We start from the raw sequence: 23,990 nt of genomic DNA, 5'->3' as shown, positions 1-23,990 counted from the left end.
CTCAGCCCGGCAGGCGTGCCGCCACGGGCTGCGGCGGGTCGCGCCGCTGCCGCACCGCCCGTCCCCCCTCGTAGGTCGTGACGACGCGGCTCTGCTCGCCCTCGGTCTCGCGGCGAACTCGCTGCCGGCCGCCGGGCAAGGCCTCCAGCAGCGTCGTGACCGTGCTGCGGTCGCGCACCTGCGTGGCGATGTAGTGCCCGGTGCTCACGTCCAGCATGCCGCCGCGCGGCGACGCCTTGAAGTCGGCGGTCAACGACTCCGAGAAGGTCTGCCGCCCCCCGGCCACACCACCGCCGCCTTCGGTTGTCTGGCGCAGCTGGTAGGCCACCTGACCGCCCTGGCGGTGGGTGCCTCCCGCATTCGTTCGCCAGGTCTGGCCGCCGAAGCTGGCCTCGAAGTCGGCCAACCCCCCGAAGCCTGCCGAACGGCTGCCCGTCGCCGAGCCGGCCACCGCTGTCTGCAGCTGTACCAGGGCCGACTTCATCTGCTCGACCAGCGCCGCATTGGCTTGGCCACGCTCGCCCGCAGCACCGACGCGTTTCAGCACCGCCTGCAGCGCCTCGCCACGCGCCGCCGGAGAAGTGGCCACCGCGGTGCGGGCATCCACGCTCAGCCGCATCTCGCCATCGACCCCGCGAAGAAGCACGGACGGCTTCTCGCCCCCGGCATGCAGCTCGAACGATTCAAGGAACTGGCCCTGCATCGCACTGTTGACGGTGAGGTCCAGCCCGGCGATGACCTGCCGGTCATACCCGAGCAGGCCGCCCAGATCGAGCTCGGCCACGTCGGGCTGGCCGAGCGCGGCGAGCGCCCGGTCCAGCCCATCGGCCAAGCCCTGGACGGCGTCGCGCTCCTGCGCACTCAGCGGGGCGGAGGCTTCGATGCTGACCTGGGTGCCCGCGCTGCTGAAGCCGAGGCTGTCGGCCAGGCGCAGGGTCACCGTGCGCCCGGATTGCAGGCGCAGCTGCAGCTCGGCCGTGGACGCCTCCTTGCCCACGTCGGCCAGGGCCGCCGCTTGCGCGCTGGCAACCTCATCGGCGTGCTGCGCCCGCATCTCTGGCGACAGCCGGGCAAGCGCGCCGGGATCGTCGAAGCTCGCCGGATCGTTGGCCCGGGTTTGCTGGTAGCCCTGGCCGGTCGCAGCCAGTTGCCGCAGCAGCGCTCCTCCGAGCCCACGCCACTGTTCGCCGAGGTTGTAGACGCGCGTGCTGCGGTTGCCGGCCATCAGGCGGCTGATGGTGTCACCACTGCGCTCGGGCGCCGCCCACAGACTGTTCATGGCGCGAGGCGCCGCGGACAGGCGCGGATCGGCATAGGTGTCGCTCGCGCCCGCGGCCCCGCTGGCGGCGAAGCGGGTCGACCCGACCCGCACGGCTGCCGCTGGGGTGACGGTGCGGTCCACCGCCGCAAAGGACTGCCATTGGCCGATCGTGATGCCTGCAGTGGATGAGATGACGGTCACGCGCTGCCTTCCCTGAAAGCCGCGGCACTCGGTCGGCGCTTGACGGCGATATCGGTGGTATCGGCATCCGAACCGGCAACTTGAGGCGTGAGCCGACCCTCAATACAGGTCTCTCGCCACCAGCCTCACCTCATGCAGCAGCTGCCGCGCGCCCGGCGACATCAGGTGGCCTTCGCGGGTGATGATGCCGAAGGCGTCCATGTGGCAGGGCAGCTCGATGGGCAGGATGGCCAGCACCTTGAGCGAGGCGTAGTAACGCGCCACCTCCACGGGCATCACGTGCAGGGCATCGGTCTGCTGCAGCAGGGCGGTGATCAGCAAGAGCGCCGTGGTGTCGACCACGTCGGCCGGCGGGTCGAGGGCGGCGCGGCGGAACATCAGCTCCCAGCGGTGGCGCAGCACGCTGCCCGGGGGCGGCAGCACCCACGGCCGGTCGGCCAGCTCGGCGAGCTTGAGGTTGTCGGCCTTGACCAGCGGGTGGTCGACCCGGGCCACCGCGCACACCGGCTCCACCGCCAGTTCCTCGTAGTGCAGGCCGCCCGCGGTGTCGCCCTCCAGGATGCGGCCGATCATGAAGTCGAGCGAGCCTCGTTGCAGCATGTCCAGCAGCACCTTGCTGCTCTCCATGTGCACGCCGATGCGCAGCCGCGGCGCCTGCTGCTTGATGCGGGCAATGGCGCGCGGCAGCAGGCCCATGGCCGGGGTCATGATGACGCCCACCTCCACCTGGCCCGACAGGCCGTGCTTGAGCGCGACGATGTCCTCATGCGCGGCTGACAGCGAGGTGAGCGCCATGCGCGCGTGGCGGATCATGGTCTCGCCGTAGAGCGTGGGCGTCATGCCGCGCGGCTGGCGCTCGAAGAGCTTCACGTCCAGCATGTCCTCCAGGTCCTTGAGCTGCTTGGAGGCGGCGGGCTGGGTCATGCACAGCACCTCGGAGGCGCGGTGGATGTTGCGCTCGTCGTCCAGCGCGATGAGCAGCAGCAGCTGGCGCGTCTTGAGCCGTGCCCTCAGGAACCAGTTGGGGTTGGGGCTGGCGTCGGTCAGCGGGGCGGCGGTGTCGTCGTCGTCGTCCATGCTCAGGCCAGGTTCACGCGGCCGTCGGCGGCGAGCACGGTGTTGATGTCGTCGCCCGTTTCTTCCAGCTGCACCAGCGTGGCCTGCCGCGCGCCGAGCGGGTCGCGGGCCTGCAGCGCGGTCAGGATGGCCTTGTGGCGAGGCAGCGAGAGCTCGTGGGTGTTGGGCAGCTGGCTGGACAGGATGATCGACTCGCGCAGCGCCAGCGACAGCATGTTGCCGATGTAGGCCAGCAGGTCGTTGCCGGTAGCCTCGGCGATGCGCCGATGAAAGGCCAGGTCGGGCTCCAGCAGCTCGGCCGTGGTGGTGGCCGAGGCCATGCCCTCATAGGCGGCTGCAATGCCCTGCAATTGCTCGTCGCTGGCCGCCCGGGCGGCCAGCGCGGCGGCCGCCGGCTCGAACACGCGGCGCACCTCCAGCAGCGTCTGCACGAAGTCGCGCGGGGGCTGGGCCTGGATGAGCCAGTACAGCACGTCGGGGTCGAGCATGTGCCACTCGTTGCGCGGCCGCACGATGGCGCCGGCCCGCTGGCGCGATACCACCAGGCCCTTGGCCACCAGCACACGCACCGCCTCACGCAGCACGGGGCGGCTGATGTCGTAGCGCTCCAGCAGCTGGGGCTCGGGCGGCAGCTTGTCGCCGGGCTTGAACTCGCCGCCGACGATGGCCTGCCCCAGCTCGCCGACGATGCGCGCATGCTGGCTCTTGCCCTCGGGCTGGGCACTGTAGGTGGAATGGTCCGCGCGGGTTCGCATCGGCGGCAGGCTCGCAGCTGAAAAGGGCATTATCGAAACCGGGCAACGAAGCCACCGCGGGGTGCCAGGGTCAACGTGGCGGTGGGGCCGCGCAGGCGCCCTTGCACCAGTTCGCGTTCGCCCGCGCCGTCGGTGATGAGCTGCCCCGTGCGGCCCGAAAGCCAGTGCAGATCGAGCTGCAACGGGCGCGCCGCCTCGCCGGCATTGAAGCCGGCGAGGAACCACTGCCGGCCCGCACGGCGCGCCAGGACGACGTACTCGCCCGGCACGCCGTCCAGGAAGCGCACCTCGTCCCACCGCGCGGGCAGCTCGCGCAGGAAGGTCTTCACGTAGGCCGGCACGGTGGCCATGCCTTGCGGCGTCTCGGCGTAGTGCTGGAGGCCCGACAGGAACAGCACGCTCTGCGCCAGCTCGAAGCCGTTGCGCGTGGCCCTCTTGATGTTGGGGATGTCGCCGAACACCAGGGGCGTGAAGTCCATGGGATCGAAGAGATTGCGGGTGAAGGGCAGCATGGCCGCGTGGCGGGCGACCTGGTCTTGGTCGTCCTGCCCGAAGGTGGCGAACTCGAAGCCGCGCACCGCCTCGGTCGTCATCAGCTGCGGGTAGGTGCGGCTCCAGCCGCGCGGCAGCGTGGCGCCGTGAAAGTTCAGCAGCAGGCCCTGCGCGGCGGTTTCATTCAGCAGGTCGACGTAGTAGGCCTGCATCGAGGCGCCGTCACCGCCGAAGAAGTCCACCTTCAGGCCCTTCACGCCGAGGGCCTTCATGCGGGCGAACTCGCGCTGGCGGTCGGCGGCGGTGAGCAGCGCGCTCTTGGGCGTGTAGGGCGTGTCGTTCCAGTCGCCCGAGGAGTTGTACCAGGCCAGCAGCGCCACGCCCCGGGTGCGGGCGTAGTCGGCCAGCACCTTCATCTGCGCATCGCCGATCTTGCGGTCCCAGTCGGCGTCCACCAGCGTGTAGGGCCAGCGCATGTCGGCGGCGTAGTCGATGAAGCGCTTCTGCACGTCGAAGACGGTGGCATCGTCCTTCAGCAGCGCCCAGCTCCAGGCGGCTGCGCCGGGCTTGAGCACGCGGCGGTCCACCGGCACGGCGGGCGCGGCGAGGTCGGTGCCGAGGGTGGACTCCATCACCGTCTTCAGCGACCCGATGGCCAGCACCCGCCAGGGCGTGGTCAGGGGGCCGTCGGTCTCCGCAAGCAGCCGGCCGCCGGTGAAGACCTCGCTCGGCTCGGGCCCGTCGATGCGGTAGGTGCCGCCGGTCGAGTCCGCCGCCAGGCGCGAGGCGTGGAAGCGCCCGTCCATGCCGGCCTCGGTCACGGCCACCCAGTGGGCGCCGCTGCGGAACAGCGCCGGAAAGACCCACCCCGCCTGCGACGGCGCCGGCGTGCCCACCGGGATGTCGATCTGGTAGTGCTCCTCGTAGGACGGATTGGTGCGCTTCCAGCCGGTCTTGGCGACCGCCATGGGCTGCAGCCAGGCCCGCGCATCCGGCGCGAAGGCGAAGCTCGTCAGCTCGCGCTGGAAGCGCTTGCGGCCGGTGCCCTCGACCGTGTAGCGCAGGGCCACGCCGTCATTCGCGGCGCGCACGGTCAGCACCAGGGCCTGGTCGGCGGCGTTGGCGACGGTGAAGCGCTGCTCGTTCGCCCGCACGTCCACCTGGCTGCGCTTGCCGCTGTAGAGGGTGTAGCGCTCGCGCTGGCGCGCGACGGGCGAGGTGGCGACCAGGCGCAGGTCATGGCTGAAGTCGGCCTCCTCCAGCACCAGGCCCAGGCGCGAGGGCAGCAGCACCGGCACGCCGGCGCGCTGCACCGCGTAGACGAGTTGTCGGTCCGCATTGACGCTCAAATCGACCTGCAACTGGCCGTCAGGGCTGCTGAGGGCGTGGGCCAGCGCGGGCAGCGCCAGCAGCGCGGAAAGCATGGCGCGCATCACCGGCCCCAGCGCAGCACGAGGGGGTCCAGGCGTCGGGCGGCATCGAGCAGGCCGGCGCGCACCTCGGGCGACATCTCGGGGAAGGGGTGGCGCGGCGCATCGCTGCGAATCACGCCGCCTTCCTTCATCAGCGCCTTGGCGGTCAGGATGCCGCCCTGGCGGTTCTCGTAGTTGATGAGGGGCAGCCAGCGGCCGTACTGCGCCACGGCTTCCTCGCGGTCGCCGCGGTGGTAGGCATCGACGATCAGCCGGATGCCATCCGGGTAGCCGCCGCCGGTCATGGCCCCGGTGGCGCCGGCGTCCAGGTCAGCCAGCAGCGTGATGGCTTCTTCGCCGTCCCAGGGGCCTTCGATGGCCGCACCGGCCACACGGATCAGCTCGCGCATCTTGCTGGCCGCCTGCGGCATCTCCAGCTTGAAGTACTTCACGTGCTCAATCTGGCTGGCCATGCGCGCCAGCAGCGGCACCGACAGCGGCGTGCCGGCCACGGGAGCGTCCTGGATCATGATGGGAATGCCGATGGCGTCGGACAGCCGCTGGTAAAACGCCTCGATCTGCCCCTCCGACACGCGGAAGGTGGCGCCGTGGTAGGGCGGCATCACCATCACCATGGCCGCCCCCAGGTCCTGCGCGAGGCGGCTGCGCTCGATGCAGATCTGCGTGGAGTAGTGCGTCGTCGTGACGATGACGGGCACGCGGCCGGCCACATGCGCCAGGATGGCCCGCGTCAGCGTCTCACGCTCGGCGTCGGAGAGCACGAACTGCTCCGAGAAGTTGGCCAGGATGCACAGGCCTGTGGAGCCGGCGTCGATCATGAAGTCCACGCAGCGCCGCTGGCCGGCCAAGTCCAGCGTGCCGTCGGCATGGAAGATGGTGGGCACAACGGGGAAGACGCCGCGGTAAGGGCGGCTGGCATTGGCGTTCATGGCGTCCCTTGTCTCGGTGGGAAATGGTGTCCGCGGCGCCGCCAGACGACAGCCGCGGCCGGCTGTTCCGCCGGCCCGGCCTTCATTAAAGTATGACTATTTAAGGCAGATGATCGGGTTTACCCGTGAATCGATCTGTTTTGAATCAAAAAGTATGACTAACAATCGGCCCACCCGGCCGCAGAAGCCAGGCCGCCCGAGGGGTGAGCCGATTCCGGAGACACACGCATGAGTTCCTACGCTCTCTATCCCAGCCTGCAGGACCGCGGGGTGCTGATCACCGGCGGGGCCACCGGCATCGGCCAGGCCCTGGTGGAGGCCTTCGCAGCGCAGGGCGCCCGGGTGGGCTTCATCGACCTGGCCGCGGACGAAGGGCAGGCGCTGGCCGAGCGGCTGGCGCGCACCGCCCGGCATGCCCCGCAGTTCGTGGTGGCTGACCTGTCTGACGTGGACGCTCTGCGCGCGGCCGTCGCCACGCTGCGCAGCCGTACCGGCCCGTTCACCGTGTTGCTCAACAACGCCGCCAACGACAAGCGCCATGCGGTGACCGACACCACGTCCGACTTCTGGGACGCGAGCGTGGGCGTGAACCTCAAGCACCCCTTCTTCACCGCGCAGGCCGTGCTGCCGGACATGCAGGCCGCCGGCGGCGGCAGCATCGTCAACTTCGGCTCCATCAGCTGGATGCTCAAGCAGGGCGGCATGCCGGCCTATACCGCGAGCAAGGCGGCCATCCAGGGGCTCACGCGCTGCCTGGCGCGAGACTTCGGGCCGTTCAATGTTCGCGTCAACACGCTGGTGCCGGGCTGGGTCATGACCGAGAAGCAGCTCAAGCTCTGGGTCACAGAAGAGACCAAGCAGGAGATTGCCAAGGGCCAGTGCATCAGCACGCCCCTGATGCCGGAGCACATCGCCCGCATGGCGCTGTTCCTGGCGGCGGACGATTCCGCCATGTGCACCGCGCAGGACTTCGTCGTCGATGGTGGCTGGGCATGACGGTCGAGCGCCGCGAAGCCGGCCGACTGCCGGACGGCCGGGTCGTCCACGAGTACACGTTGAGCAATGCCCACGGCCTGGCGATGACGGTGCTGACGCTCGGCGGCATCGTGTCGACGCTGAACGTGCCCGACGCGGCGGGCCGCGTGGCCAACGTGGTGCTGGGCTTCGACAACCTCGACGACTACATCCACCGCAACCCCGCCTTTGGCGTGATCGTGGGTCGCTACGGCAATCGCATCGGCGGAGCCAGCTTCACGCTCGACGGCCACACGTACGCGCTCAGCCGCAACGATGGCCCCAACTGCCTGCACGGCGGTGCCGAGGGCTTCGGCCACCGGCTCTGGCAGGCCGAACCCGACGTGCCGCACGCAGGCGAGGCTGCGGCCTTGCGCTTGCGCTACACCAGCCCGGACGGCGAGATGGGCTTCCCCGGCGAGCTGCAGGCCAGCGTGCGCTATGCGCTCGGCGCGGATGAGAACAGCTGGCGCATCGACTACGAGGCCACCGCCGACCGCGCCACGGTCGTGAACCTCACCCACCACAGCTACTTCAACCTGGCAGGCAGGGGCAGTGCGCTCGGCCACCGGCTGCAGCTGCCAGCCTCGCGCTACAGCGAGGTCGACGAGCACCTGATCCCGCAGCGCCACGCGCCGGTGGCGGGCACGCCGTTCGACTTCCGCGAGCCCACGGTCATCGAGGCGCGCATCCGCCATGCCCATCCACAGCTGCTGCATGCGCGGGGCTACGACCACAACTGGCTGCTCGACGGCCCGCGCGATGCCGATGGCTTGCGCCTCGCCGCGCACCTGCACGACCCATCCTCCGGCCGATGCATGGCCATCCTCACGAGCGAGCCCGCGGTGCAGTTCTACGCGGGCAACTTTCTCGACGGCAGCCTGGTCGGCCCCGGCGGGCACATCTACCGACAGGGCGACGGCGTGTGCCTGGAGACGCAGCACAACCCCGACTCCCCGCATCACGAAGCCAGCGAAGACTGGCCCAGCACCGTGCTGCGGCCCGGCGAGGTGTGGCGCAGCTCCACAATCCACCGCTTCACCTAGGAGCGACCCATGGACCTGCCTGCGCACCAGCTGACGATGACGGTGCTGATGACCCCCGACACGGCCAACTTCTCCGGCAACGTGCACGGCGGCAACATCCTCAAGCTGCTGGACCAGGTGGCCTATGCCTGCGCCAGCCGCTACGCCGGGCGCTACGTGGTCACGCTGTCGGTCGACCGCGTGATCTTCCGCCAGCCCATCCACGTGGGCGAGCTGGTGACCTTCCTGGCCAGCATCAACCACACGGGCACCTCCTCGATGGAGGTGGGCATCAAGGTGGTGGCCGAGAACATCCGCACCCAGCAGAAGCGCCACGTCAACAGCTGCTACTTCACGATGGTGGCGGTGGACGACGCCAACAAGCCCGTGCCGGTGCCGCCGCTGCGCCCCTTCACGCCCGAGGAACGCAGCCGCCATGCCGCGGCGATCGCCCGCAAGCAGGCCCGCGCCGCCTTGGAGACCCCTCGCGACAAGACCCCCGATGAGCAAAGCTGAACACCCCTTGTCCCTCGCCCTCGCCCAGGCCGCCACGCTGGGCGAAGGCCTGCAGTGGCATGCCGGCAGCGGCCGCTGGTGGTGGACCGACATCGAAGGCGCCTGCCTCTACGCCTGGACGCCCGGCGAGAGCTGCCCGCTGCAGGTGCGCCTGCCCGAGCGCGTGGGCAGCTTCGTGCATGCGCGCTCGGGCCGCCTGCTGCTCGCCCTGGCCAAGCGCCTGGCCTGGCTGACGCTGCCCGACCTGCGCGCCACCGGCCGCCTCACGGCCGAACCCGAAACCATCGCACCGCTGGAGCCGCAACTCGCCACCCGCGCCAACGACGGGCGCTGCGACCGCAGCGGCGCCTTCGTGTTCGGCACGCTGCACGAGGCCGACCCGCAGCGGCCGGTGGGCGGCCTCTACCAGTACAGCCTGGCCCGCGGCCTGCGCCGGCTGCCGCTGGACGGCGTGGCGATTGCCAACAGCGTGTGCTTCAGCCCCGACGGGCGGCGTCTGTACTACTGCGACACGCCCACGCGGCGCATCGTGGTGTGTGACTACGACTCGGCCAGCGCGCGGGTCAGCGAGCCGCGGCTGTTCGTGCAGAAAGCGCCCGGGCACGGCTTTCCTGATGGCTCCGTGGTCGATGCCCAAGGCCACTTGTGGAATGCTGAATGGGGTGCCGGCACGGTGGCACGCTATGCACCGGATGGCCGCCTGGTGGCCCGCTACACCGCGCCCGTGGCCCACACCACCTGCCCGGCCCTGGGTGGGCCGGCCGGCGACCAGCTGCTCGTCACGAGCGCCCGCGCCGGCCTGAGCAGCGCCGCGCTGATGGCCCAGCCGCAGTCGGGCAGTCTCTTTGGCATGACGGTCGAACCTGGCCTCTACAAGGCCGAGGCGCTGTTCAACGACGCCTGAGTGCTGGCCTGGGCGCGTGGCTCGGCGGCAAGCCCTCGCCGCGGCCACCGCCAGGCCACCACACCCGCCAGCGCCACCGCCAGCAGGCCCAGCACGGCGGCAATGCGCTGCCACTGCGCTCGCATGGCTTGCGCGTCCTCGAGCTGGGTGGTCAGCCGCTCCACCTCCTGACGCTGGCGATCGGTGTCGAAGCGCTCGCGCATTGCGCCGGTCATGTTCACCAGGTTGAGCCGCGCGTGCTTTTGCAGCGCCCGCGTGGCGCGCTGCTGATGCTCGTAAGCCAGGCGGAAGTCGCCAGCCGCGGCCTGGACCTCGGCGCTGACCCAGTAGGCATCCCAGCGCAGGCTCTGGCTGTCGGTGGCCTCGGCCATGCGGGTGGCCCGCTCGCACAGCGACAGTGCCTCGCTGAGCAGGCGCGCATCGCTGAGCGTGCCGCACAGATGCGTCAGCGCGTTCACGACGTCGGCGTCGCCGCCGAGCTGCTCGCGCAGCGCCAAGGCCTGACGGTAAGGCTCCAGGGCCGCCTGGACCTGGCCGTCACGGCTCAGGAAAAAACCGCGCAGCAGCAGCGCATCCGCTTCGGCGCGCAGGTTCTGGCTGCGGTGGAAGGCCGCGAGCGCGGTGTCCAGCAGCGCCAGGGCCTCCCGGCGGTTGCCCAGCATGTGATGCATCTGCGCCATGCCCATGCGGGCGCGCTCGCGCGTCTGCAACGCCCAGGCTGGCGCCAGTCGCAAGGCCTGCTGGTAGTAGGCAAGGCCCGCCGCATAGTCGAACATCTCCAGCTGCACCGCGCCCAAGGCGCTGAAGGCCCGCGCGGCCAATTCGAGATCTCCCGCCTCCCGGGCGGCATCCACGATGCGGTTGAGCTCGCGCGTGGCGTCTTCGGGCTGGCCGAGGTGCAGGTCGAGTGTGGCCAGGGTCAGCCGCAATTCGCGGCGCAGCGGCCCCTCGGGCAGGCGCACGAACTTGCGCCGCAGCGGTTCCAGCAGGCGCGCGCCTTCGGCATGACGCCCGGCCAGCATGTCCAGCCGCGCCTGGTAGAGCAGCCGCTCATCCGCCAGCCCGGGCCGCTCGGACAACTCGCGCAGCAGCGCGGCCAATTCGGCATGGCGGCCGTAGAGCGCCTGCACCTCCAACGCCCGGCGCGCCGCCTCGTCGCGCTCGGCCGGCGTGACCGCCGCCGCCTGCGCCCGGGCCACCGACTCGATGGCCTCGGCATAGGACAGGTGCAGTGACCGCTGCCACGCAAGCTCGGCTTGCGCACAGGCGGTGCCCCAGGCCAGCAACAGGCCCGGGAGCCAACGGAACATGGATCGTGCGGACATGGGGCGCGCCCTCCAGCCATCCAGGCTGGCGGCGAGTGTGCAACGGCCACCCCGCCCGCGGCGCACCGGCACCGCGGCGGAAGCTGTCGTACATCACGCCCGAGCGCGCTTATCGCAAGCCCAGGGCCTTCAGCGTCTTGTCGCCGGCCTCGCCGTCGGCCAGCAGGCCCTGCGACAGCTGGAAGGCATGCACCGCCGCCGCGGTGTGCGGCCCGTAGGCGCCGTCCACATCGCCCGGCGAGAAGCCGCGCGCGGCCAGGGCCTGCTGAAGCCGCGTGACCAGGGCGCCCTTCATGTTGGGCTGCTTCAGGCGCAGCACCAGCCCGGGCGGCACGGTAGGTTGCAGCAGCACGGGTTCCGCGTAGCTCAGCATCGGCGGCAGCACGCCCACGTCCCAGCGGCGGCCGTCCACCTGGCCGCGGATGACGCCGGTGGCCGTGGAATGGGCCTCCACCGTGCCGCCCTGCCCGTCCGAGATGGCCACATGGCCGATCAGCCCGGCGGCCGGGTAGCGCAGCAGGAAGGCACCCGGCGTGGCGCGCGCCACCGCCACGGCGACCGTGCAGTGCGCCGCCAGCGCATCACGCTGCCAGTAGCCGGTGTAGGCGTCGGCAATGGCAGGCTTGGTGTTCTGGTCGCAGCCGAACAGCCGGCCGCTGGCCTGGTACAGGCACCAGGACGCGAACTCCGCGCAATCCCAGGGGCCCGTCCAGGCGGGGTTGTCCTTGGGCACGCGCGCGCCCAGTACATAGGTCTCGCCGACATGGGGCGCCGCCAGCGCCAGCAGTTGTTCACCCGTGGCCATGCTTGCCTCTCCCCGTGTCAGAGTGCGGCCTTGACCGCCGTGGTGATGCCGTCGACCAGCGCATCCCGGAAGGCGTTCACGGCCCGCTGCGCGATCGCCTTGGTGACCACGGCCACGGCCTGCAGTTCGGCCTGCAGGGTGCGGCCCTCGTCGTCCATCTCATCATTGAAGGTGGCTTCGTCGATGTCGCCCCGCGCCAAGGCCTCGGCGAGCGAACGGATCGCGGCCTCGTGACCGTGGGCGATCTCGCGCAAGTAGTCCTCCACCTGCGGCGCGCTCTTGCGCACGGCATCAGTGGCCGCGCCGAGCGCAGTCTGCAGGATGGCGCCGATGTCGATGTCCATGGCTGTGTCCTCGTCCTTCAATCCTTGCCGGGGTCGGCATCCGCCGTCGCCAGGCCCTTGGCCCGTTCGGCCACGAGTGCGGCGGTGAACAGCCGCTGGAAGCGGTCGCGGTGGATGGCCGCCAAGGCGGCCGGATAGTCACCATTCTTCTGGTGGGCCGCGCGGTACTTCTGCCAGAACTCGAGGATGGTGCGCGCGATGCGCTGCGACTCGGCATTCAGCGGCCGCGCGGCCTCACGCACCTCCATCACCCGGATGCGCGTCTCGATGCGCCCCCAGTCAGCGGCATAGCCCGCATAGGCCAACTTCGCGCTGCCCGGCTCGGCGCGGGCATCGATCAGCTTGTCGTAGAACGCAAAGACCTCGGCCGAGGTCTCCGTGATGCCCTTGGCCGCCTCGGCATCGTGGTCGGCCACCAGCTTCAGGCCGGTGCAGGCGCAGAGCAGACTGAGCAACAGGCCGGCCGCCAGCAGGCGCCAGAGCGGCATCGGTGCCGCCGGTGCAGCCCGGGCCGGCAGAGTAGGTGTCGACATGGTCAGGTCCCGGTTCACCGCCTCACGGGCGGTGGCCAAGCCTAGCCCAGGCCGGTGGCGGGCTCATGCTCTCCCTTGCGGATGAAGCGGGAGCTACTTGCCGATGCAAAAGCTGCTGAAGATGACGCCCAGCAGTTCGTCGGCCGAGAACGCACCGGTGATCTCGCCCAGGGCGTCGTGCGCGAGGCGCAGCTCCTCGGCCAGCAGGTCCAGCGCGGCATCACGTTGCTCGGCGATGGTGCGGGCCAGGGCCAGGTGCTCGGCGGTGCGCGCCAGCGCCTGCACATGCCGCTCGCGAGCGATGAAGAGGCCCTCGGGCACCGCCTGCCAGCCGGCCGTCTGCAGCAGCCGCTGGCGCAGCGCGGCCAGGCCTTCGCCGGTCTTCAGGCTCAGCGCGATCTCGCCCGTGGGCGGCGTGCCGAGGTCGGTCTTGTTGAAGACCTGCACGATGCGATGGGCCTCGACGCCGGCCAGCCGCGCGCGGATGCGCTCGTCCTCGGCTTCGTAGTCGGCCTGGCCGACGCGGGACAGGTCGTGCAGGAAGAGCACCACGTCGGCCTCGCCGATGGCATCCCAGCTGCGCGACACGCCGATGCGCTCGACCTCGTCCGCCGTATCGTCACGCAGGCCGGCGGTGTCGGTGATGTGCAGGGGCACGCCTTCAATCTGGATGGTCTGGCTGACCTTGTCGCGCGTGGTGCCGGGGATGGGCGTGACGATGGCCAGTTCGGCGCCGGCCAGCGCATTGAGCAGGGAGCTCTTGCCCACGTTGGGCTGGCCGGCGAGCACCACCTTCAGGCCGTCGCGCAGCAGCGCGCCCTGGCGGGTGCGGGCCTGCACGGCGCTCAGTTGCGCCGTCAGGCGGTCCAGGCGGCCGAAGGCATCGGCCTTGTCCAGGAAGTCGATCTCCTCCTCGGGGAAGTCGAGCGTAGCCTCCACCAGCATGCGCAGCTGGATGAGCTGGTCACGCAGCACACCCACCTCATGGCTCAGGGCGCCACCCAGGGCCCGGCTGGCGCTGCGCGCGGCGGCCTCGGTGCTGGCGTCGATCAGGTCGGCCACGGCCTCGGCCTGGGCGAGGTCGAGCTTGCCGTTGAGGAAGGCGCGCTGCGTGAACTCGCCGGGTTCGGCCAGACGGACAGCGGCACCCGCCTCGATGACGCGCGCCAGCAGCAGTTGCATCACCACCGCGCCGCCGTGGGCCTGCAGTTCGAGCACATGCTCGCCGGTGTAGGAATGCGGCGCCGGAAAGTACAGCGCCAGGCCATGGTCGATGGGCGCGCCGGACGCGTCGCGGAAGGGCAGATAGGTGGCCTCGCGCGGCTTCAGGTCACGGCCGCAAACGGCGCGGATGAGCGGCACCAGATCTTGTGGGGACGACACCCGCACGATGCCCACCGCGCCTCGTCCGGGCGCAGTGGCGATGGCGGCAATGGGGTCGGCTTGGCGGGCGAGCATGGCGCGATTGTCGGCGCCCAAGGCGAACAGCCCCCCGGAGGTGGCTGTTTGCGGAATTGGCGCGGGGGAGGCCTGGTTCGAGTGCTCGCGTGAGACTCGTCCGGGCCGGTGTTCTCTGCCCCGCGGAGCCATTGAACTGCTGTCCGCGGCAAAAAAGAAGCCCCCGGCTGCGGGGGCTTATTCAGGGGGCGTGAACCAATTCACGCCTGCCGTCTGCGCGCGTGTAGCGCCGCGCTTCCTCCAGCGGCCACCGCGGAACCGGCTTTGCCGGGCCGCTGGTGGCGCCCCCTTTGAGGGGGCGGCCGTCAGGCCGCAGGGGGTGGGTCAGTTCACGCCTAGCTGCTTGTTGATCATCCACTGCTGCGCGATCGACAGGATGTTGTTCGTCAGCCAGTACAGCACCAGGCCGGCCGGGAAGACGAAGAACATGATGCCGAAGGCCACCGGCATGATCCACATCATCTTCTGCTGCATGGGGTCGGCGGCCGGCGGGTTGAGCCAGACCTGGAACAGGCTGGAAGCCATCATCAGCAGCGGCAGGATGAAGTAGGGGTCGCGCACCGAGAGGTCGGTGATCCAGAGGATCCACGGCGCCTGGCGCATCTCGACGGTGGACAGCAGCACCCAGTACAGCGCCATGAAGATCGGCATCTGCGCAAAGATCGGCAGGCAGCCGCCGATGGGGTTGACCTTCTCCTCGCGGTAGATGCGCATCATCTCCTGCTGCATCTCCTGCGGCTTGTCCTTGTAACGCTCCTTGAGGTCGTTGATGCGCGGCGCGAGCGCCTTCATCTTGGCCATGGAGCGGTAGGCGCTGGCGTTCAGGCCGTAGAGCGCGATCTTGAGCAGCAGCACCAGCGCGACGATGGTCCAGCCCCAGTTGCCGATCAGGCCATGCAGCTTGTCGAGCAGCCAGAACAGCGGCTCGGCAATGATGGTCAGCATGCCGTAGTCCTTGACGCGCTCCAGGCCTGGGGCCAGCTTGGCGAGGTTGTTCTCTTCCTGCGGACCGGCGAACAGCGTGGCGCTTTGCGTGGTGCTGGCGCCCGGCGCGAGCGTGGGCAACGTGAAGACCATGCCGGTGGCATAGGTGTCGGCACGCAGGCCGACCTGCCCGGGCAGCTTGCGCACGAAGAACTCGCGGTTGCCCGGCTCGTTCACGAGCCAGGCGCTGGCGAAGTAGTGCTGGACCATCGAGACCCAGCCGTCGTTGGCGGTCTTCTCGATGTCGACCTTGTTCTTGTCGATGTCCTCGAACTTGATCGTCTTGAACTTGGTCTTGTCGTTGTAGACCGCCGGGCCGGTGAAGCTGGGCGTGAAGGCGGCGCCGCCGGTGACGGTGCTGCCGTCGCGCACCAGCTGCAGGTAGACCTGCGGCGTGACGGGCGCGGCGCCGGCATTGATGACTTCGTGCGTCACGCCCACGGTGTAGGCGCCGCGCTTGAAGGTGAAGGTCTTGACCAGCTTGACGCCGCCGACTTCGGCCGACTCCAGGCGCAGCTTGATTTCGTCCTGGCCGTCCTTGAGTTCGCGCTCGCCGGCCACCACCGTCATCGGCGTGGTGTGGGCGGGCAGCGGGCCCTGGGCGCTGACCAGGCCGGTCTGGGCGCGGTAGTGCTGGGCGGCGTTGAACAGCACAACCGGCTCAGGCGTGAACGGCGCGGGCTGCTTGAGGTGGACCATCTGCAGCAGCTGGTCCGTCACCGTCGGGTCGGGCGACGTCAGGTACTTGGGCAGCTCGGCGCGAACGATGTCGCCACCCAGGGTGTCGACGGTGACGGTCAGCACGTCGGTGCGGATGGTCACCTTCTCCGAAGGCGCAGCCGCGGGGGCGGCAGCGGTCGGTGCGGCAGCGCCGGTGCTTGCTGCAGCGGCCGGAACGCCCGCGTTGGCGGCACCGGCCGGTGCCGACGCGGCAGCCACGGGGCGCGGAGCCGGGCTGAACATCGAGGGATGCCCGTTGTGCCTCTGCCAGCCGTCCCACAGCAGGAACAGCGACGCGGTGAACACCACCCACAGCACGGTGCGGCGAATATCAGTCATGGAAGGACTCAGGCGAGGGAGACGACGACGCGCTGGCACGCGCGACGGAGGGAGAAAGCAGGCGCGAAAAGAGCCGCGGCGGATTGTCAGGCACCGGATCGTGCCCACCCTTGCAGAACGGCTGGCATCGCAGCAGGCGGTGCACCGTCAGGTAGCTGCCGGCCAGCGCACCGTGGCGCTCCAGGGCTGCCAGGGAGTAGCGCGAGCAGGTTGGCTCGAAGCGGCAGGCATTGCCCAGCCACGGGCTGAGCAGCAGACGGTAGGCGCGCACCACGGCCATCAGGGCACGCGCAGCCCAGCTGGGTTGAGGTGACGCGGGCGCGGTCATGGCGTGGGCTTGGCCTGCGGCGCCAGCTCAGCGCGCGTCTCGACCCGCGGCTTGAGGGCGCGGTCGAGCAGCTGCGCCAGTTCGGCACGCGCCGCCTGACGCAAGGCGTCAGACGCGGCACTCGGGAACTTCTGGCGATCGAACGGAGAACGCAAGCGCACCACCCACATCCCGGGCGGCATGCCGGGCCGCTCGGCAAATGCGGCGCGAATCTGGCGCTTCAAGAGCTGGCGTGTCACCGACCGGCGCGCGTGACGCTTGGGAACGACCATACCCACCCAGCAGCCTTGCGGCGCGGGCGGGACATCGTCCACAGGGTTATGCACAGATGCGGGGCCACCTGTTGATAACTCAGCCTGAGCTGTGCGCAACTTGGCGGCGTGCCAGGCGCTGGGCGCCGGAGAGGCCGGGAGGTGGTGCAACGCGAAATGCGCGCTGCGCGCCCGGCTCTGGTGGCCGAGCACACGCTCGAAATCCACCGGGCGTTGCAGCTTGCCGATCATCGGGTGCGCCCGGAGGGCTGGCGGCGCGAGGGGCGCCGCCGCGCGGCTTAGACGGCCAGGCGCTTGCGGCCCTTGGCGCGACGAGCGGCGATGACGGCGCGGCCACCGCGGGTCTTCATGCGCACGAGGAAGCCGTGGGTACGGGCGCGGCGGGTCTTGGAGGCTTGGTAGGTACGCTTCATGGGAGACCTCTTTTGAGGGTTTGTGCTGGCCGGGCACAGCGGTTGGCGCCCGACTAAAAAGCGCATCTAACCTGACCGTCAAGCCACGTTGCGATGCGCGAAAACCCGGCATTACAGCAGAAGCCGCCCAGGCGGTCAATAAGTGGCCTGGCTCAAGGCGGGTTTGCCAGGGATTGACCCCCTCCGAAATTCTGTGGATAACCTGCCCTCGAGCGCCCCCGATTCCGTACAATCCGGCCGCTCGAAAAGAAGTTTTCCACAATGAGCGAAGAAGAATACAGGGTGGACGGGGTGCAGGCTTTGAACTCGGGCGCAGCAGGTGTCGTGGCAGTGAATGCAGCGGATGGCGATGGCGCCGTGTCGGCGCAGTGGGCGTCCGACCTGTGGCAGCGCGGCTGCGAGCGCCTGGCCACCGAACTGCCCGAGCAGCAATTCAACACCTGGATCCGCCCGCTGCCCGCCGCCACCGTGGCAGCCGATAGCGCCGGCGCGCTGGTGGCCACGCTGAAGGTCCCCAATCATTTCAAGCGGGACTGGATCCGCCGCCAGTACGCAGCACGCATCGAGTCCATCCTGACCGACCTCGCCGGCCGTCCGACGCGGCTGGAACTGGCGCTGTCGGCGCCCGCACGCGACGTGGCCGCCGCCCCGGCCAGTCCCGCCGCCGCGCCGCAGCAGGCCAGCCTGCCCATCGAGCCCAGCGCCGCCGCGCCTCGGGCGGCGGCTGCGCCTGCGGCCAGCCCGATCGTGCTGCCCTCGCAGGCGCCGGCCTCGGCCAAGCACCGCATCAATCCGCAGCTCACCTTCGACACCCTCGTGCCCGGCCGCGCCAACCAGATGGCCCGCACCGCCGCCCTGCATGTGGCCGGCGCGCCGGGCATCACCTACAACCCGCTGTTCATCTACGGCGGCGTGGGTCTGGGCAAGACCCACCTGATCCACGCCGTCGGCAACGCCCTGCTGAAGGACCGCCCGGACGCCCGCGTGCTCTACCTGCACGCCGAGCAGTTCATCTCGGACGTGGTCAAGAACTACCAGCGCAAGACCTTCGACGAGCTCAAGGCCAAGTACCACTCGCTGGACCTGCTGCTGATCGACGACGTGCAGTTCTTCGCCGGCAAGGACCGCACGCAGGAGGAGTTCTTCAACGCCTTCGAGGCGCTGCTGGCCAAGAAGGCGCACATCATCATGACCTCGGACACCTACCCGAAGGGCCTGGTGGACATCGACGAGCGCCTGACCTCCCGCTTCGACGCCGGCCTGACGGTCGCCATCGAGCCGCCGGAGCTCGAGATGCGCGTGGCCATCCTGATCAAGAAGGCCGAGGCCGAGGGCCAGCCCATGCCCGAAGACGTCGCCTTCTTCGTCGCCAAGAACGTGCGCGCCAACGTGCGTGAGCTCGAAGGTGCGCTGCGCAAGGTGCTGGCCTATGCCAAGTTCTCGCACAAGGAGATCAGCATCACCTTGGCGCGCGAGGCGCTGAAGGACCTGCTGTCCATCCAGAACCGCCAGATCGGTGTGGAGAACATCCAGAAAACGGTGGCCGACTTCTACAAGATCAAGGTCGCCGACATGTACTCCAAGAAGCGCCCGGCCAGCATCGCCCGGCCGCGCCAGATCGCGATGTATCTGGCCAAGGAGCTCACGCAGAAGAGCCTGCCCGAGATTGGCGAACTCTTCGGCGGGCGCGACCACACGACCGTGCTGCACGCGGTGCGCAAGATCGGCGGCGAACGTCAGAAGAACACCGAACTGAACCAGCAGCTGCACGTGCTGGAGCAGACGCTGAAGGGCTGACCCCCGCCGCGCGAGACGGCCCGCCGAGGACGCGGTCACCCATTTCAGGGTTGACCCGTAGCTCCCACCGCCTGCCCCCAGCCCGGCGCCGTCACGATTCCGGGCGACAATCGCAGCTTCACGCGCGCGCGCGTTTCAGAGGGTGTACGCCCCCCTGAAATCCCTTGTTCAGCTCTCACAAGCTCTTACCCAAGAGGCCTCCATGATCGTTCTGAAAGCTCCCCAGGATCAGGTGCTCGCCGCGCTGCAGGCGGTGTCGGGCATCGTCGAGCGGCGTCACACGCTGCCGATCCTGGCCAATGTGTTGATCCGCAAGACCGGCAACCAGGTGGAGCTCACGACCAGCGACCTCGAGATCCAGGTGCGCACCACGGTGCAGTTCGACGGCGATGCCGGCAACCTGTCCACCACGGTGGGCGCCCGCAAGCTCATCGACATCCTGCGCTCCATGCCGGCCGACCAGACGGTGAGCCTGACGAGCAACCAGAACAAGATGACCCTGCAGGGCGGCAAGAGCCGTTTCACGCTGCAGACCCTGCCGGCCGATGACTTCCCGCTGGTGCAGGAAGCCGCTGACTTCGGCCCCGCGTTCAGCGTGCCGCAGAAGGCGCTCAAGGGCCTGATCAACCAGGTGCACTTCGCGATGGCGGTGCACGACATCCGTTACTACCTCAACGGCATTCTGTTCGTTGCCGAGGGCAAGAACCTCACGCTCGTGGCCACCGACGGCCATCGCCTGGCCCTGGCCCAGGCGGAGCTCGACACCGACATCCCCAAGCAGGAAGTCATCCTGCCGCGCAAGACCGTGCTGGAGCTGCAGCGCCTGCTGAAGGACGGCAAGGACGACGATGCCATCGAGATGCGCTTTGCCGGCAACCAGGCCAAGTTCAGCTTCAGCGGCATGGAGTTCGTGACCAAGCTGGTCGAGGGCAAGTTCCCTGACTACAACCGCGTCATCCCCAAGAACCACAAGTTCCGCCTCACGCTCGGCCGCGCCCCGCTGCTGAGCAGCCTGCAGCGCGCCGCCATCCTGACCAGCGAGAAGTTCAAGGCCGTGCGCCTGACCTTCGAGCCGGGCCTGCTGTCCATCGCGTCCAGCAACGCCGAGCAGGAAGAAGCCAAGGAAGAGATCGAGATCGACTACGGCGGCGACAAGATCGAGACCGGCTTCAACGTCACCTACCTGATGGATGCCCTGTCCAACATGAGCCAGGACATGGTGTGCATCGACCTCAACGACAGCGCCAGCAGCGCGCTGCTCACCATCCCTGACACCACCGGGTTCAAGTACGTCGTGATGCCGATGCGGATCTAGCGATCCGCATCGGCATTGCATGCCGTGCTCGTTTCGCACCCCCTGCCCCCGCCAAGCGGGGGTTCTAGTTTGAGAGTTGTACGGCCGCGTTGCGGCCTTGAAAGTCCCCGATGAGCGATAACGCCACTCCCGAGAACGTCCCCGCACCAGCCCCGCAGCAGGCCTATGACGCCAGCTCCATCCAGATCCTGGAAGGCCTGGAGGCGGTGCGCAAGCGCCCGGGCATGTACATCGGCGACACCTCCGACGGCACCGGCCTGCACCACCTCGTGTTCGAGGTGGTCGACAACTCCATCGACGAAGCGCTCGCGGGCCACTGCGACGACATCGTCGTCACCATCCACACCGACAACTCCATCTCCGTCATCGACAACGGCCGCGGCATCCCGACCGGCGTCAAGATGGACGACAAGCACGAGCCCAAGCGCTCTGCCGCCGAGATTGCGCTGACCGAGCTGCACGCCGGCGGCAAGTTCAACCAGAACAGCTACAAGGTCTCGGGCGGCCTGCACGGCGTGGGCGTCTCCTGCGTGAACGGCCTGTCCAAGTTCCTGCGCCTGACCGTGCGCCAGAACGGCAAGGTGCACTTCCTGGAGTTCGCCAAGGGCATCCCGCAGAACGGCGAGAGCGTCATGGTCGACGGCGTCGAAACGCGCCCCATGAAGGTCATCGGCGAGACCGACAAGCGCGGCACCGAGGTCCACTTCCTGCCCGACACCGAGATCTTCAAAGAGAACAACGACTACCACTACGACATCCTCGCCAAGCGCCTGCGCGAGCTCTCGTTCCTGAACAACGGCGTCAAGATCCGCCTGGTCGACGAGCGCAGCAACAAGGAAGACAACTTCGCCTACGCCGGCGGCGTGAAGGGCTTCGTCGAGTTCATCAACAAGGGCAAGACGACCCTGCACCCGAACATCTTCCACGCCGTCGGCGAGAAGGTGTCCGACCAGGGCACCACCATTGGCGTCGAGGTGGCCATGCAGTGGAACGACGGCTTCAACGAGAACGTCCTCTGCTTCACCAACAACATCCCGCAGCGCGACGGCGGCACCCACTTGACCGGCCTGCGCGCGGCCATGACCCGCGTCATCAACAAGTACATCGAAGACAACGAACTCGCCAAGAAGGCCAAGGTCGAAGTCGCCGGTGACGACATGCGCGAAGGCCTGGCCTGCGTGGTCTCGGTGAAGGTGCCCGAGCCCAAGTTCAGCTCGCAGACCAAGGACAAGCTCGTGTCGTCGGAAGTGCGCGCGCCGGTGGAAGACATCGTCAGCCGCCTGCTGACCGACTACCTGCTCGAGAACCCGCTGGATGCCAAGACCATCTGCGGCAAGATCCTCGATGCCGCCCGCGCCCGCGAAGCCGCCCGCAAGGCCCGCGAGATGACGCGCCGCAAGGGCGTGCTCGACGGCCTGGGCCTGCCCGGCAAGCTGGCCGACTGCCAGGAAAAAGACCCGTCGCTGTGCGAGATCTACATCGTGGAGGGTGACTCCGCCGGTGGCTCCGCCAAGCAGGGCCGCGACCGCAAGTTCCAGGCCATCCTGCCGCTGCGCGGCAAGATCCTGAACGTGGAGAAGGCGCGTTATGAAAAGCTGCTGACCAGCAACGAAATCATCACGCTCATCACGGCCCTGGGCACCGGCATCGGCCGCGGCGCGGGCAGCGACGACTTCAACCCCGACAAGCTCCGCTACCACCGCATCATCATCATGACCGACGCGGACGTGGACGGCGCCCACATCCGCACCCTGCTGCTGACCTTCTTCTACCGCCAGATGCCCGAGCTCGTGGAGCGCGGCCACATCTACATCGCGCAGCCGCCGCTGTACAAGGTCAAGGTCGGCAAGCACGAGCAATACCTGAAGGACGGCCACGAGTTCGACGGCTTCCTGCTCAAGGTGGCGCTGCAGGACGCGAGCCTGGACACCGGCGACGGCACCACGCTCGTGGGCGACGCCCTCGACGCGCTGGCTCGCAAGTACGTCACCGCGCAAAGCGTCATCGAGCGCCTGTCCAACTGGATGGACATCGAAGCCCTGCACGTGCTGGCCAACGGCCTGGCGCTGAAGGTCGACACCCGCGAAGAAGCCGAGGCCAGCGCCGCCGCCCTGAAGGCCGCGCTGCACAACGCCGAGGTGACGGTGGAGACCGACCCGCGCACCGACAAGTTCTTCCTGAAGATCGCCCGCATCCACCACGGCAACGTGCGCGCCAGCATCATCTCGGCTGACTTCGTGCACGGCGCCGACTACGAAGTGCTGGCCGACGCCGGCCTGAGCTTCCAGGGCCTCATCAAGCCCGGCGCGCTGGTGCGCAAGGGCGAAGGCGAAAAAGCCAAGGAAGCCAAGGTCGACGACTTCCGCACCGCCATGGCCTGGCTGATGGGCCAGGCCGAAAACGCCGTCAACCGCCAGCGCTACAAGGGCCTGGGCGAGATGAACCCCGAGCAGCTCTGGGAAACGACCATGGACCCCACCGTGCGCCGCCTGCTGCGCGTGCAGATCGAAGACGCCATCGAGGCGGACAAGGTCTTCACGATGCTGATGGGCGATGAAGTTGAACCCCGTCGTGATTTCATTGAGACGAATGCGTTGAGGGCGGGGAATATCGACGTTTGATCTGACTGAATCCGTAGGGCGCCAGATTAAATGCGACCGGCGCCACTTAAATGCGACTGAACGCCAGAGTTCTTGCGACTGACTAATGAGATAGCGGCACGATTTCAAAGCACTTACGAAGAAGCTTGGGCACACAAGCTCGTCGTTCGACTGCAGTGGAGGTTAGGAAATGGTTGAGCTAGATTGCCCTGTTGTGGGGAGCCAAGGCAGCTTGGGACTGTCCGAGCTTTTCAGCGGCTGCCACTCGCATGAGCCGAGTGATGTCTTTGTGTTTCGCCGGCGCTGGTCCTACTGATGCGTTCGATCGGCATCAAGCCAGGCTCCTTCGTGGAGGTGAAGCTGACGCCTTACAACACCTGGGGCATCGGCAAGTTCCTAGGCGCTATCGGTGGCGTGGCACGTGTCCAGTATTTCGACGCTCCGGGGGCACCGCTGCCCGATATCGTTGAATGCCCGGTGGCCTCTCTGCAGGGGGTAAGACTCCCTATCCAGACGCGCGTGTACCGTCGGCACGCCGCGGGCCGGTGGCAAGTGGGACGCGTGCTACACGACGAGGACAACGAGGTCCTCGTCCAATTTCCGAACAATGATCGCTTGACGATCGAAACTGAGCACCTGCAGGTACGCTGGGGGCGGCCACTGCACGATCCACTGTCGCTACTGGCAGTTGAGGCCACTGAGACCCCATTCCTTGCCGACGCGCGCAGTGAGTTCGTTAGGCAAGTGTCGCGGCAGCGTGCTGCAGCCATGGGTATAACGGCCTTGCTTAGCTCAGCGATTGATCTGGTCGACTACCAATTTGAAGTGGTTCGCCGGGTCCTGACTGATCCTGTACAGCGCTACCTGCTGGCCGACGAGGTGGGCCTGGGCAAGACGATTGAGGCGGGGATCATCATCCGGCAGTACTTCCTTGATGAACCCGAGCACGCGCGGACGGTTGTGGTCGTTCCTGCCACGCTGGTGCAACAGTGGCGTTCAGAACTGTCTGTGCGCTTTGGCCTAGAAGGACTACTGGATCGCCGGTTGCACGTTGTACTGAATCGCCCCGGGTTTCGAGGAGGCTCAACACTCTGAGAGGATTGAGCCATGAGCAAGTCGAACAAGTTCTCGCCCGAGGTGCGTGAGCGCG

The 23,990-nt window shown here is 68.5% G+C and carries 22 protein-coding genes; 8 read left to right on the top strand and 14 right to left on the bottom strand.

Annotation, left to right across the window (positions count from 1 at the left end; genetic code table 11):
- Position 1: 1 nt before the first annotated feature.
- From CDO81_RS07150 to CDO81_RS07130, 5 genes are all read right to left on the bottom strand, one after another.
- Positions 2-1,462 (bottom strand): hypothetical protein, encoded by a 1,461-nt coding sequence (locus tag CDO81_RS07150; RefSeq protein ID WP_088482504.1) that lies wholly within the window; start codon positions 1,460-1,462, stop codon positions 2-4.
- A gap of 99 nt (positions 1,463-1,561) precedes the next feature.
- Entirely contained in the window at positions 1,562-2,539 is a 978-nt protein-coding gene (locus tag CDO81_RS07145) for a LysR family transcriptional regulator (RefSeq protein WP_088482503.1), read from the bottom strand.
- A 2-nt stretch (positions 2,540-2,541) separates the two neighbouring features.
- Positions 2,542-3,294: a FadR/GntR family transcriptional regulator gene (locus CDO81_RS07140; protein WP_158218179.1), complete on the bottom strand. Its 753-nt coding sequence runs from the start codon at positions 3,292-3,294 to the stop codon at positions 2,542-2,544.
- A gap of 29 nt (positions 3,295-3,323) precedes the next feature.
- The gene (locus CDO81_RS07135) at positions 3,324-5,210 is read right to left on the bottom strand and encodes a glycoside hydrolase family 97 protein (RefSeq protein WP_241516904.1); all 1,887 of its coding nucleotides are present in this window, start codon (positions 5,208-5,210) and stop codon (positions 3,324-3,326) included.
- Positions 5,211-5,218: 8 nt separating this feature from the next.
- Positions 5,219-6,148: a dihydrodipicolinate synthase family protein gene (locus CDO81_RS07130; protein WP_088482500.1), complete on the bottom strand. Its 930-nt coding sequence runs from the start codon at positions 6,146-6,148 to the stop codon at positions 5,219-5,221.
- Between the two features lie 228 nt (positions 6,149-6,376).
- On the opposite strand from CDO81_RS07130, the gene CDO81_RS07125 reads away from it, so the two are divergent.
- Genes CDO81_RS07125 through CDO81_RS07110 form a run of 4 tightly spaced genes read left to right on the top strand, consistent with a single transcriptional unit; the run spans position 6,377 to position 9,607 of the window.
- Positions 6,377-7,144 (top strand): SDR family NAD(P)-dependent oxidoreductase, encoded by a 768-nt coding sequence (locus CDO81_RS07125; RefSeq protein ID WP_088482499.1) that lies wholly within the window; start codon positions 6,377-6,379, stop codon positions 7,142-7,144.
- The gene (locus CDO81_RS07120) at positions 7,141-8,208 is read left to right on the top strand and encodes an aldose epimerase family protein (RefSeq protein WP_088482498.1); all 1,068 of its coding nucleotides are present in this window, start codon (positions 7,141-7,143) and stop codon (positions 8,206-8,208) included. The genes CDO81_RS07125 and CDO81_RS07120 overlap by 4 nt, the downstream gene beginning before the upstream one ends.
- Positions 8,209-8,217: 9 nt before the next feature.
- Positions 8,218-8,703 carry an acyl-CoA thioesterase gene (locus CDO81_RS07115; protein ID WP_088482497.1) on the top strand — a complete coding sequence of 162 codons (486 nt, stop codon included), beginning with the start codon at positions 8,218-8,220 and terminating at the stop codon, positions 8,701-8,703.
- Positions 8,690-9,607: an SMP-30/gluconolactonase/LRE family protein gene (locus CDO81_RS07110; protein WP_158218178.1), complete on the top strand. Its 918-nt coding sequence runs from the start codon at positions 8,690-8,692 to the stop codon at positions 9,605-9,607. Before CDO81_RS07115 ends, CDO81_RS07110 begins: the two co-directional genes overlap by 14 nt.
- On the opposite strand, the gene CDO81_RS07105 is transcribed toward CDO81_RS07110, so the two are convergent.
- From CDO81_RS07105 to rpmH, 9 genes are all read right to left on the bottom strand, one after another.
- Positions 9,574-10,932 (bottom strand): tetratricopeptide repeat protein, encoded by a 1,359-nt coding sequence (locus tag CDO81_RS07105; RefSeq protein ID WP_158218177.1) that lies wholly within the window; start codon positions 10,930-10,932, stop codon positions 9,574-9,576. The genes CDO81_RS07110 and CDO81_RS07105 overlap by 34 nt on opposite strands.
- Positions 10,933-11,041: 109 nt before the next feature.
- Positions 11,042-11,737 (bottom strand): C40 family peptidase, encoded by a 696-nt coding sequence (locus CDO81_RS28460; protein ID WP_206602079.1) that lies wholly within the window; start codon positions 11,735-11,737, stop codon positions 11,042-11,044.
- A 17-nt stretch (positions 11,738-11,754) separates the two neighbouring features.
- Positions 11,755-12,081, bottom strand: a complete 327-nt coding sequence (locus tag CDO81_RS07095) for a hypothetical protein (protein ID WP_088482494.1) — start codon at positions 12,079-12,081, stop codon at positions 11,755-11,757.
- Positions 12,082-12,098: 17 nt separating this feature from the next.
- On the bottom strand, positions 12,099-12,614 hold the full coding sequence (locus CDO81_RS07090; RefSeq protein ID WP_144397158.1) for a hypothetical protein: 516 nt from the start codon (positions 12,612-12,614) through the stop codon (positions 12,099-12,101).
- A gap of 93 nt (positions 12,615-12,707) precedes the next feature.
- Entirely contained in the window at positions 12,708-14,072 is a 1,365-nt protein-coding gene (gene mnmE / locus CDO81_RS07085; RefSeq protein ID WP_088482492.1) for a tRNA uridine-5-carboxymethylaminomethyl(34) synthesis GTPase MnmE, read from the bottom strand.
- 324 nt (positions 14,073-14,396) lie between these two features.
- A complete protein-coding gene (gene yidC, locus CDO81_RS07080; protein WP_088482491.1) occupies positions 14,397-16,115 on the bottom strand; it encodes a membrane protein insertase YidC in 1,719 nt (572 codons plus the stop codon).
- Complete coding sequence (yidD, locus tag CDO81_RS07075) at positions 16,108-16,443, bottom strand: membrane protein insertion efficiency factor YidD (RefSeq protein ID WP_088482490.1); 336 nt, start codon at positions 16,441-16,443, stop codon at positions 16,108-16,110. The genes yidC and yidD overlap by 8 nt, the downstream gene beginning before the upstream one ends.
- Positions 16,440-16,946: a ribonuclease P protein component gene (locus tag CDO81_RS07070; RefSeq protein WP_088482489.1), complete on the bottom strand. Its 507-nt coding sequence runs from the start codon at positions 16,944-16,946 to the stop codon at positions 16,440-16,442. Before CDO81_RS07070 ends, yidD begins: the two co-directional genes overlap by 4 nt.
- 47 nt (positions 16,947-16,993) lie before the next feature.
- Positions 16,994-17,128, bottom strand: coding sequence for a 50S ribosomal protein L34 (gene rpmH / locus CDO81_RS07065; RefSeq protein ID WP_054021782.1), 135 nt, complete (start codon positions 17,126-17,128; stop codon positions 16,994-16,996).
- Between the two features lie 261 nt (positions 17,129-17,389).
- On the opposite strand from rpmH, the gene dnaA reads away from it, so the two are divergent.
- From dnaA to CDO81_RS07045, 4 genes are all read left to right on the top strand, one after another.
- Positions 17,390-18,925 (top strand): chromosomal replication initiator protein DnaA, encoded by a 1,536-nt coding sequence (gene dnaA, locus CDO81_RS07060; protein ID WP_088482488.1) that lies wholly within the window; start codon positions 17,390-17,392, stop codon positions 18,923-18,925.
- A 202-nt stretch (positions 18,926-19,127) separates the two neighbouring features.
- On the top strand, positions 19,128-20,240 hold the full coding sequence (gene dnaN / locus CDO81_RS07055; protein WP_088482487.1) for a DNA polymerase III subunit beta: 1,113 nt from the start codon (positions 19,128-19,130) through the stop codon (positions 20,238-20,240).
- A gap of 110 nt (positions 20,241-20,350) precedes the next feature.
- Entirely contained in the window at positions 20,351-22,861 is a 2,511-nt protein-coding gene (gyrB, locus tag CDO81_RS07050) for a DNA topoisomerase (ATP-hydrolyzing) subunit B (protein WP_088482486.1), read from the top strand.
- Between the two features lie 294 nt (positions 22,862-23,155).
- The gene (locus CDO81_RS07045) at positions 23,156-23,935 is read left to right on the top strand and encodes an SNF2-related protein (protein ID WP_088482485.1); all 780 of its coding nucleotides are present in this window, start codon (positions 23,156-23,158) and stop codon (positions 23,933-23,935) included.
- Positions 23,936-23,990 lie beyond the last annotated feature (55 nt).

Source organism: Roseateles puraquae (assembly GCF_002205845.1).
Lineage (GTDB): Bacteria > Pseudomonadota > Gammaproteobacteria > Burkholderiales > Burkholderiaceae_C > Pelomonas > Pelomonas puraquae.
This window is presented reverse-complemented; position numbering and strand designations above follow the sequence as displayed.

Bases quoted from the DNA above. Each gene is read 5' to 3' on its own strand.
- dnaA (WP_088482488.1), top strand. From the start codon at position 17,390: ATGAGCGAAGAAGAATACAGGGTGGACGGGGTGCAGGCTTTGAACTCG.
- yidD (WP_088482490.1), bottom strand. From the start codon at position 16,443: ATGACCGCGCCCGCGTCACCTCAACCCAGCTGGGCTGCGCGTGCCCTG.
- CDO81_RS28460 (WP_206602079.1), bottom strand. From the start codon at position 11,737: ATGGCCACGGGTGAACAACTGCTGGCGCTGGCGGCGCCCCATGTCGGC.
- CDO81_RS07145 (WP_088482503.1), bottom strand. From the start codon at position 2,539: ATGGACGACGACGACGACACCGCCGCCCCGCTGACCGACGCCAGCCCC.
- CDO81_RS07070 (WP_088482489.1), bottom strand. From the start codon at position 16,946: ATGATCGGCAAGCTGCAACGCCCGGTGGATTTCGAGCGTGTGCTCGGC.
- CDO81_RS07135 (WP_241516904.1), bottom strand. From the start codon at position 5,210: ATGCTTTCCGCGCTGCTGGCGCTGCCCGCGCTGGCCCACGCCCTCAGC.
- CDO81_RS07090 (WP_144397158.1), bottom strand. From the start codon at position 12,614: ATGTCGACACCTACTCTGCCGGCCCGGGCTGCACCGGCGGCACCGATG.
- CDO81_RS07045 (WP_088482485.1), top strand. From the start codon at position 23,156: ATGCGTTCGATCGGCATCAAGCCAGGCTCCTTCGTGGAGGTGAAGCTG.
- yidC (WP_088482491.1), bottom strand. From the start codon at position 16,115: ATGACTGATATTCGCCGCACCGTGCTGTGGGTGGTGTTCACCGCGTCG.
- dnaN (WP_088482487.1), top strand. From the start codon at position 19,128: ATGATCGTTCTGAAAGCTCCCCAGGATCAGGTGCTCGCCGCGCTGCAG.
- CDO81_RS07105 (WP_158218177.1), bottom strand. From the start codon at position 10,932: ATGTCCGCACGATCCATGTTCCGTTGGCTCCCGGGCCTGTTGCTGGCC.
- CDO81_RS07125 (WP_088482499.1), top strand. From the start codon at position 6,377: ATGAGTTCCTACGCTCTCTATCCCAGCCTGCAGGACCGCGGGGTGCTG.
- CDO81_RS07115 (WP_088482497.1), top strand. From the start codon at position 8,218: ATGGACCTGCCTGCGCACCAGCTGACGATGACGGTGCTGATGACCCCC.
- CDO81_RS07095 (WP_088482494.1), bottom strand. From the start codon at position 12,081: ATGGACATCGACATCGGCGCCATCCTGCAGACTGCGCTCGGCGCGGCC.
- CDO81_RS07140 (WP_158218179.1), bottom strand. From the start codon at position 3,294: ATGCGAACCCGCGCGGACCATTCCACCTACAGTGCCCAGCCCGAGGGC.
- mnmE (WP_088482492.1), bottom strand. From the start codon at position 14,072: ATGCTCGCCCGCCAAGCCGACCCCATTGCCGCCATCGCCACTGCGCCC.
- CDO81_RS07110 (WP_158218178.1), top strand. From the start codon at position 8,690: ATGAGCAAAGCTGAACACCCCTTGTCCCTCGCCCTCGCCCAGGCCGCC.
- rpmH (WP_054021782.1), bottom strand. From the start codon at position 17,128: ATGAAGCGTACCTACCAAGCCTCCAAGACCCGCCGCGCCCGTACCCAC.
- CDO81_RS07130 (WP_088482500.1), bottom strand. From the start codon at position 6,148: ATGAACGCCAATGCCAGCCGCCCTTACCGCGGCGTCTTCCCCGTTGTG.
- gyrB (WP_088482486.1), top strand. From the start codon at position 20,351: ATGAGCGATAACGCCACTCCCGAGAACGTCCCCGCACCAGCCCCGCAG.
- CDO81_RS07120 (WP_088482498.1), top strand. From the start codon at position 7,141: ATGACGGTCGAGCGCCGCGAAGCCGGCCGACTGCCGGACGGCCGGGTC.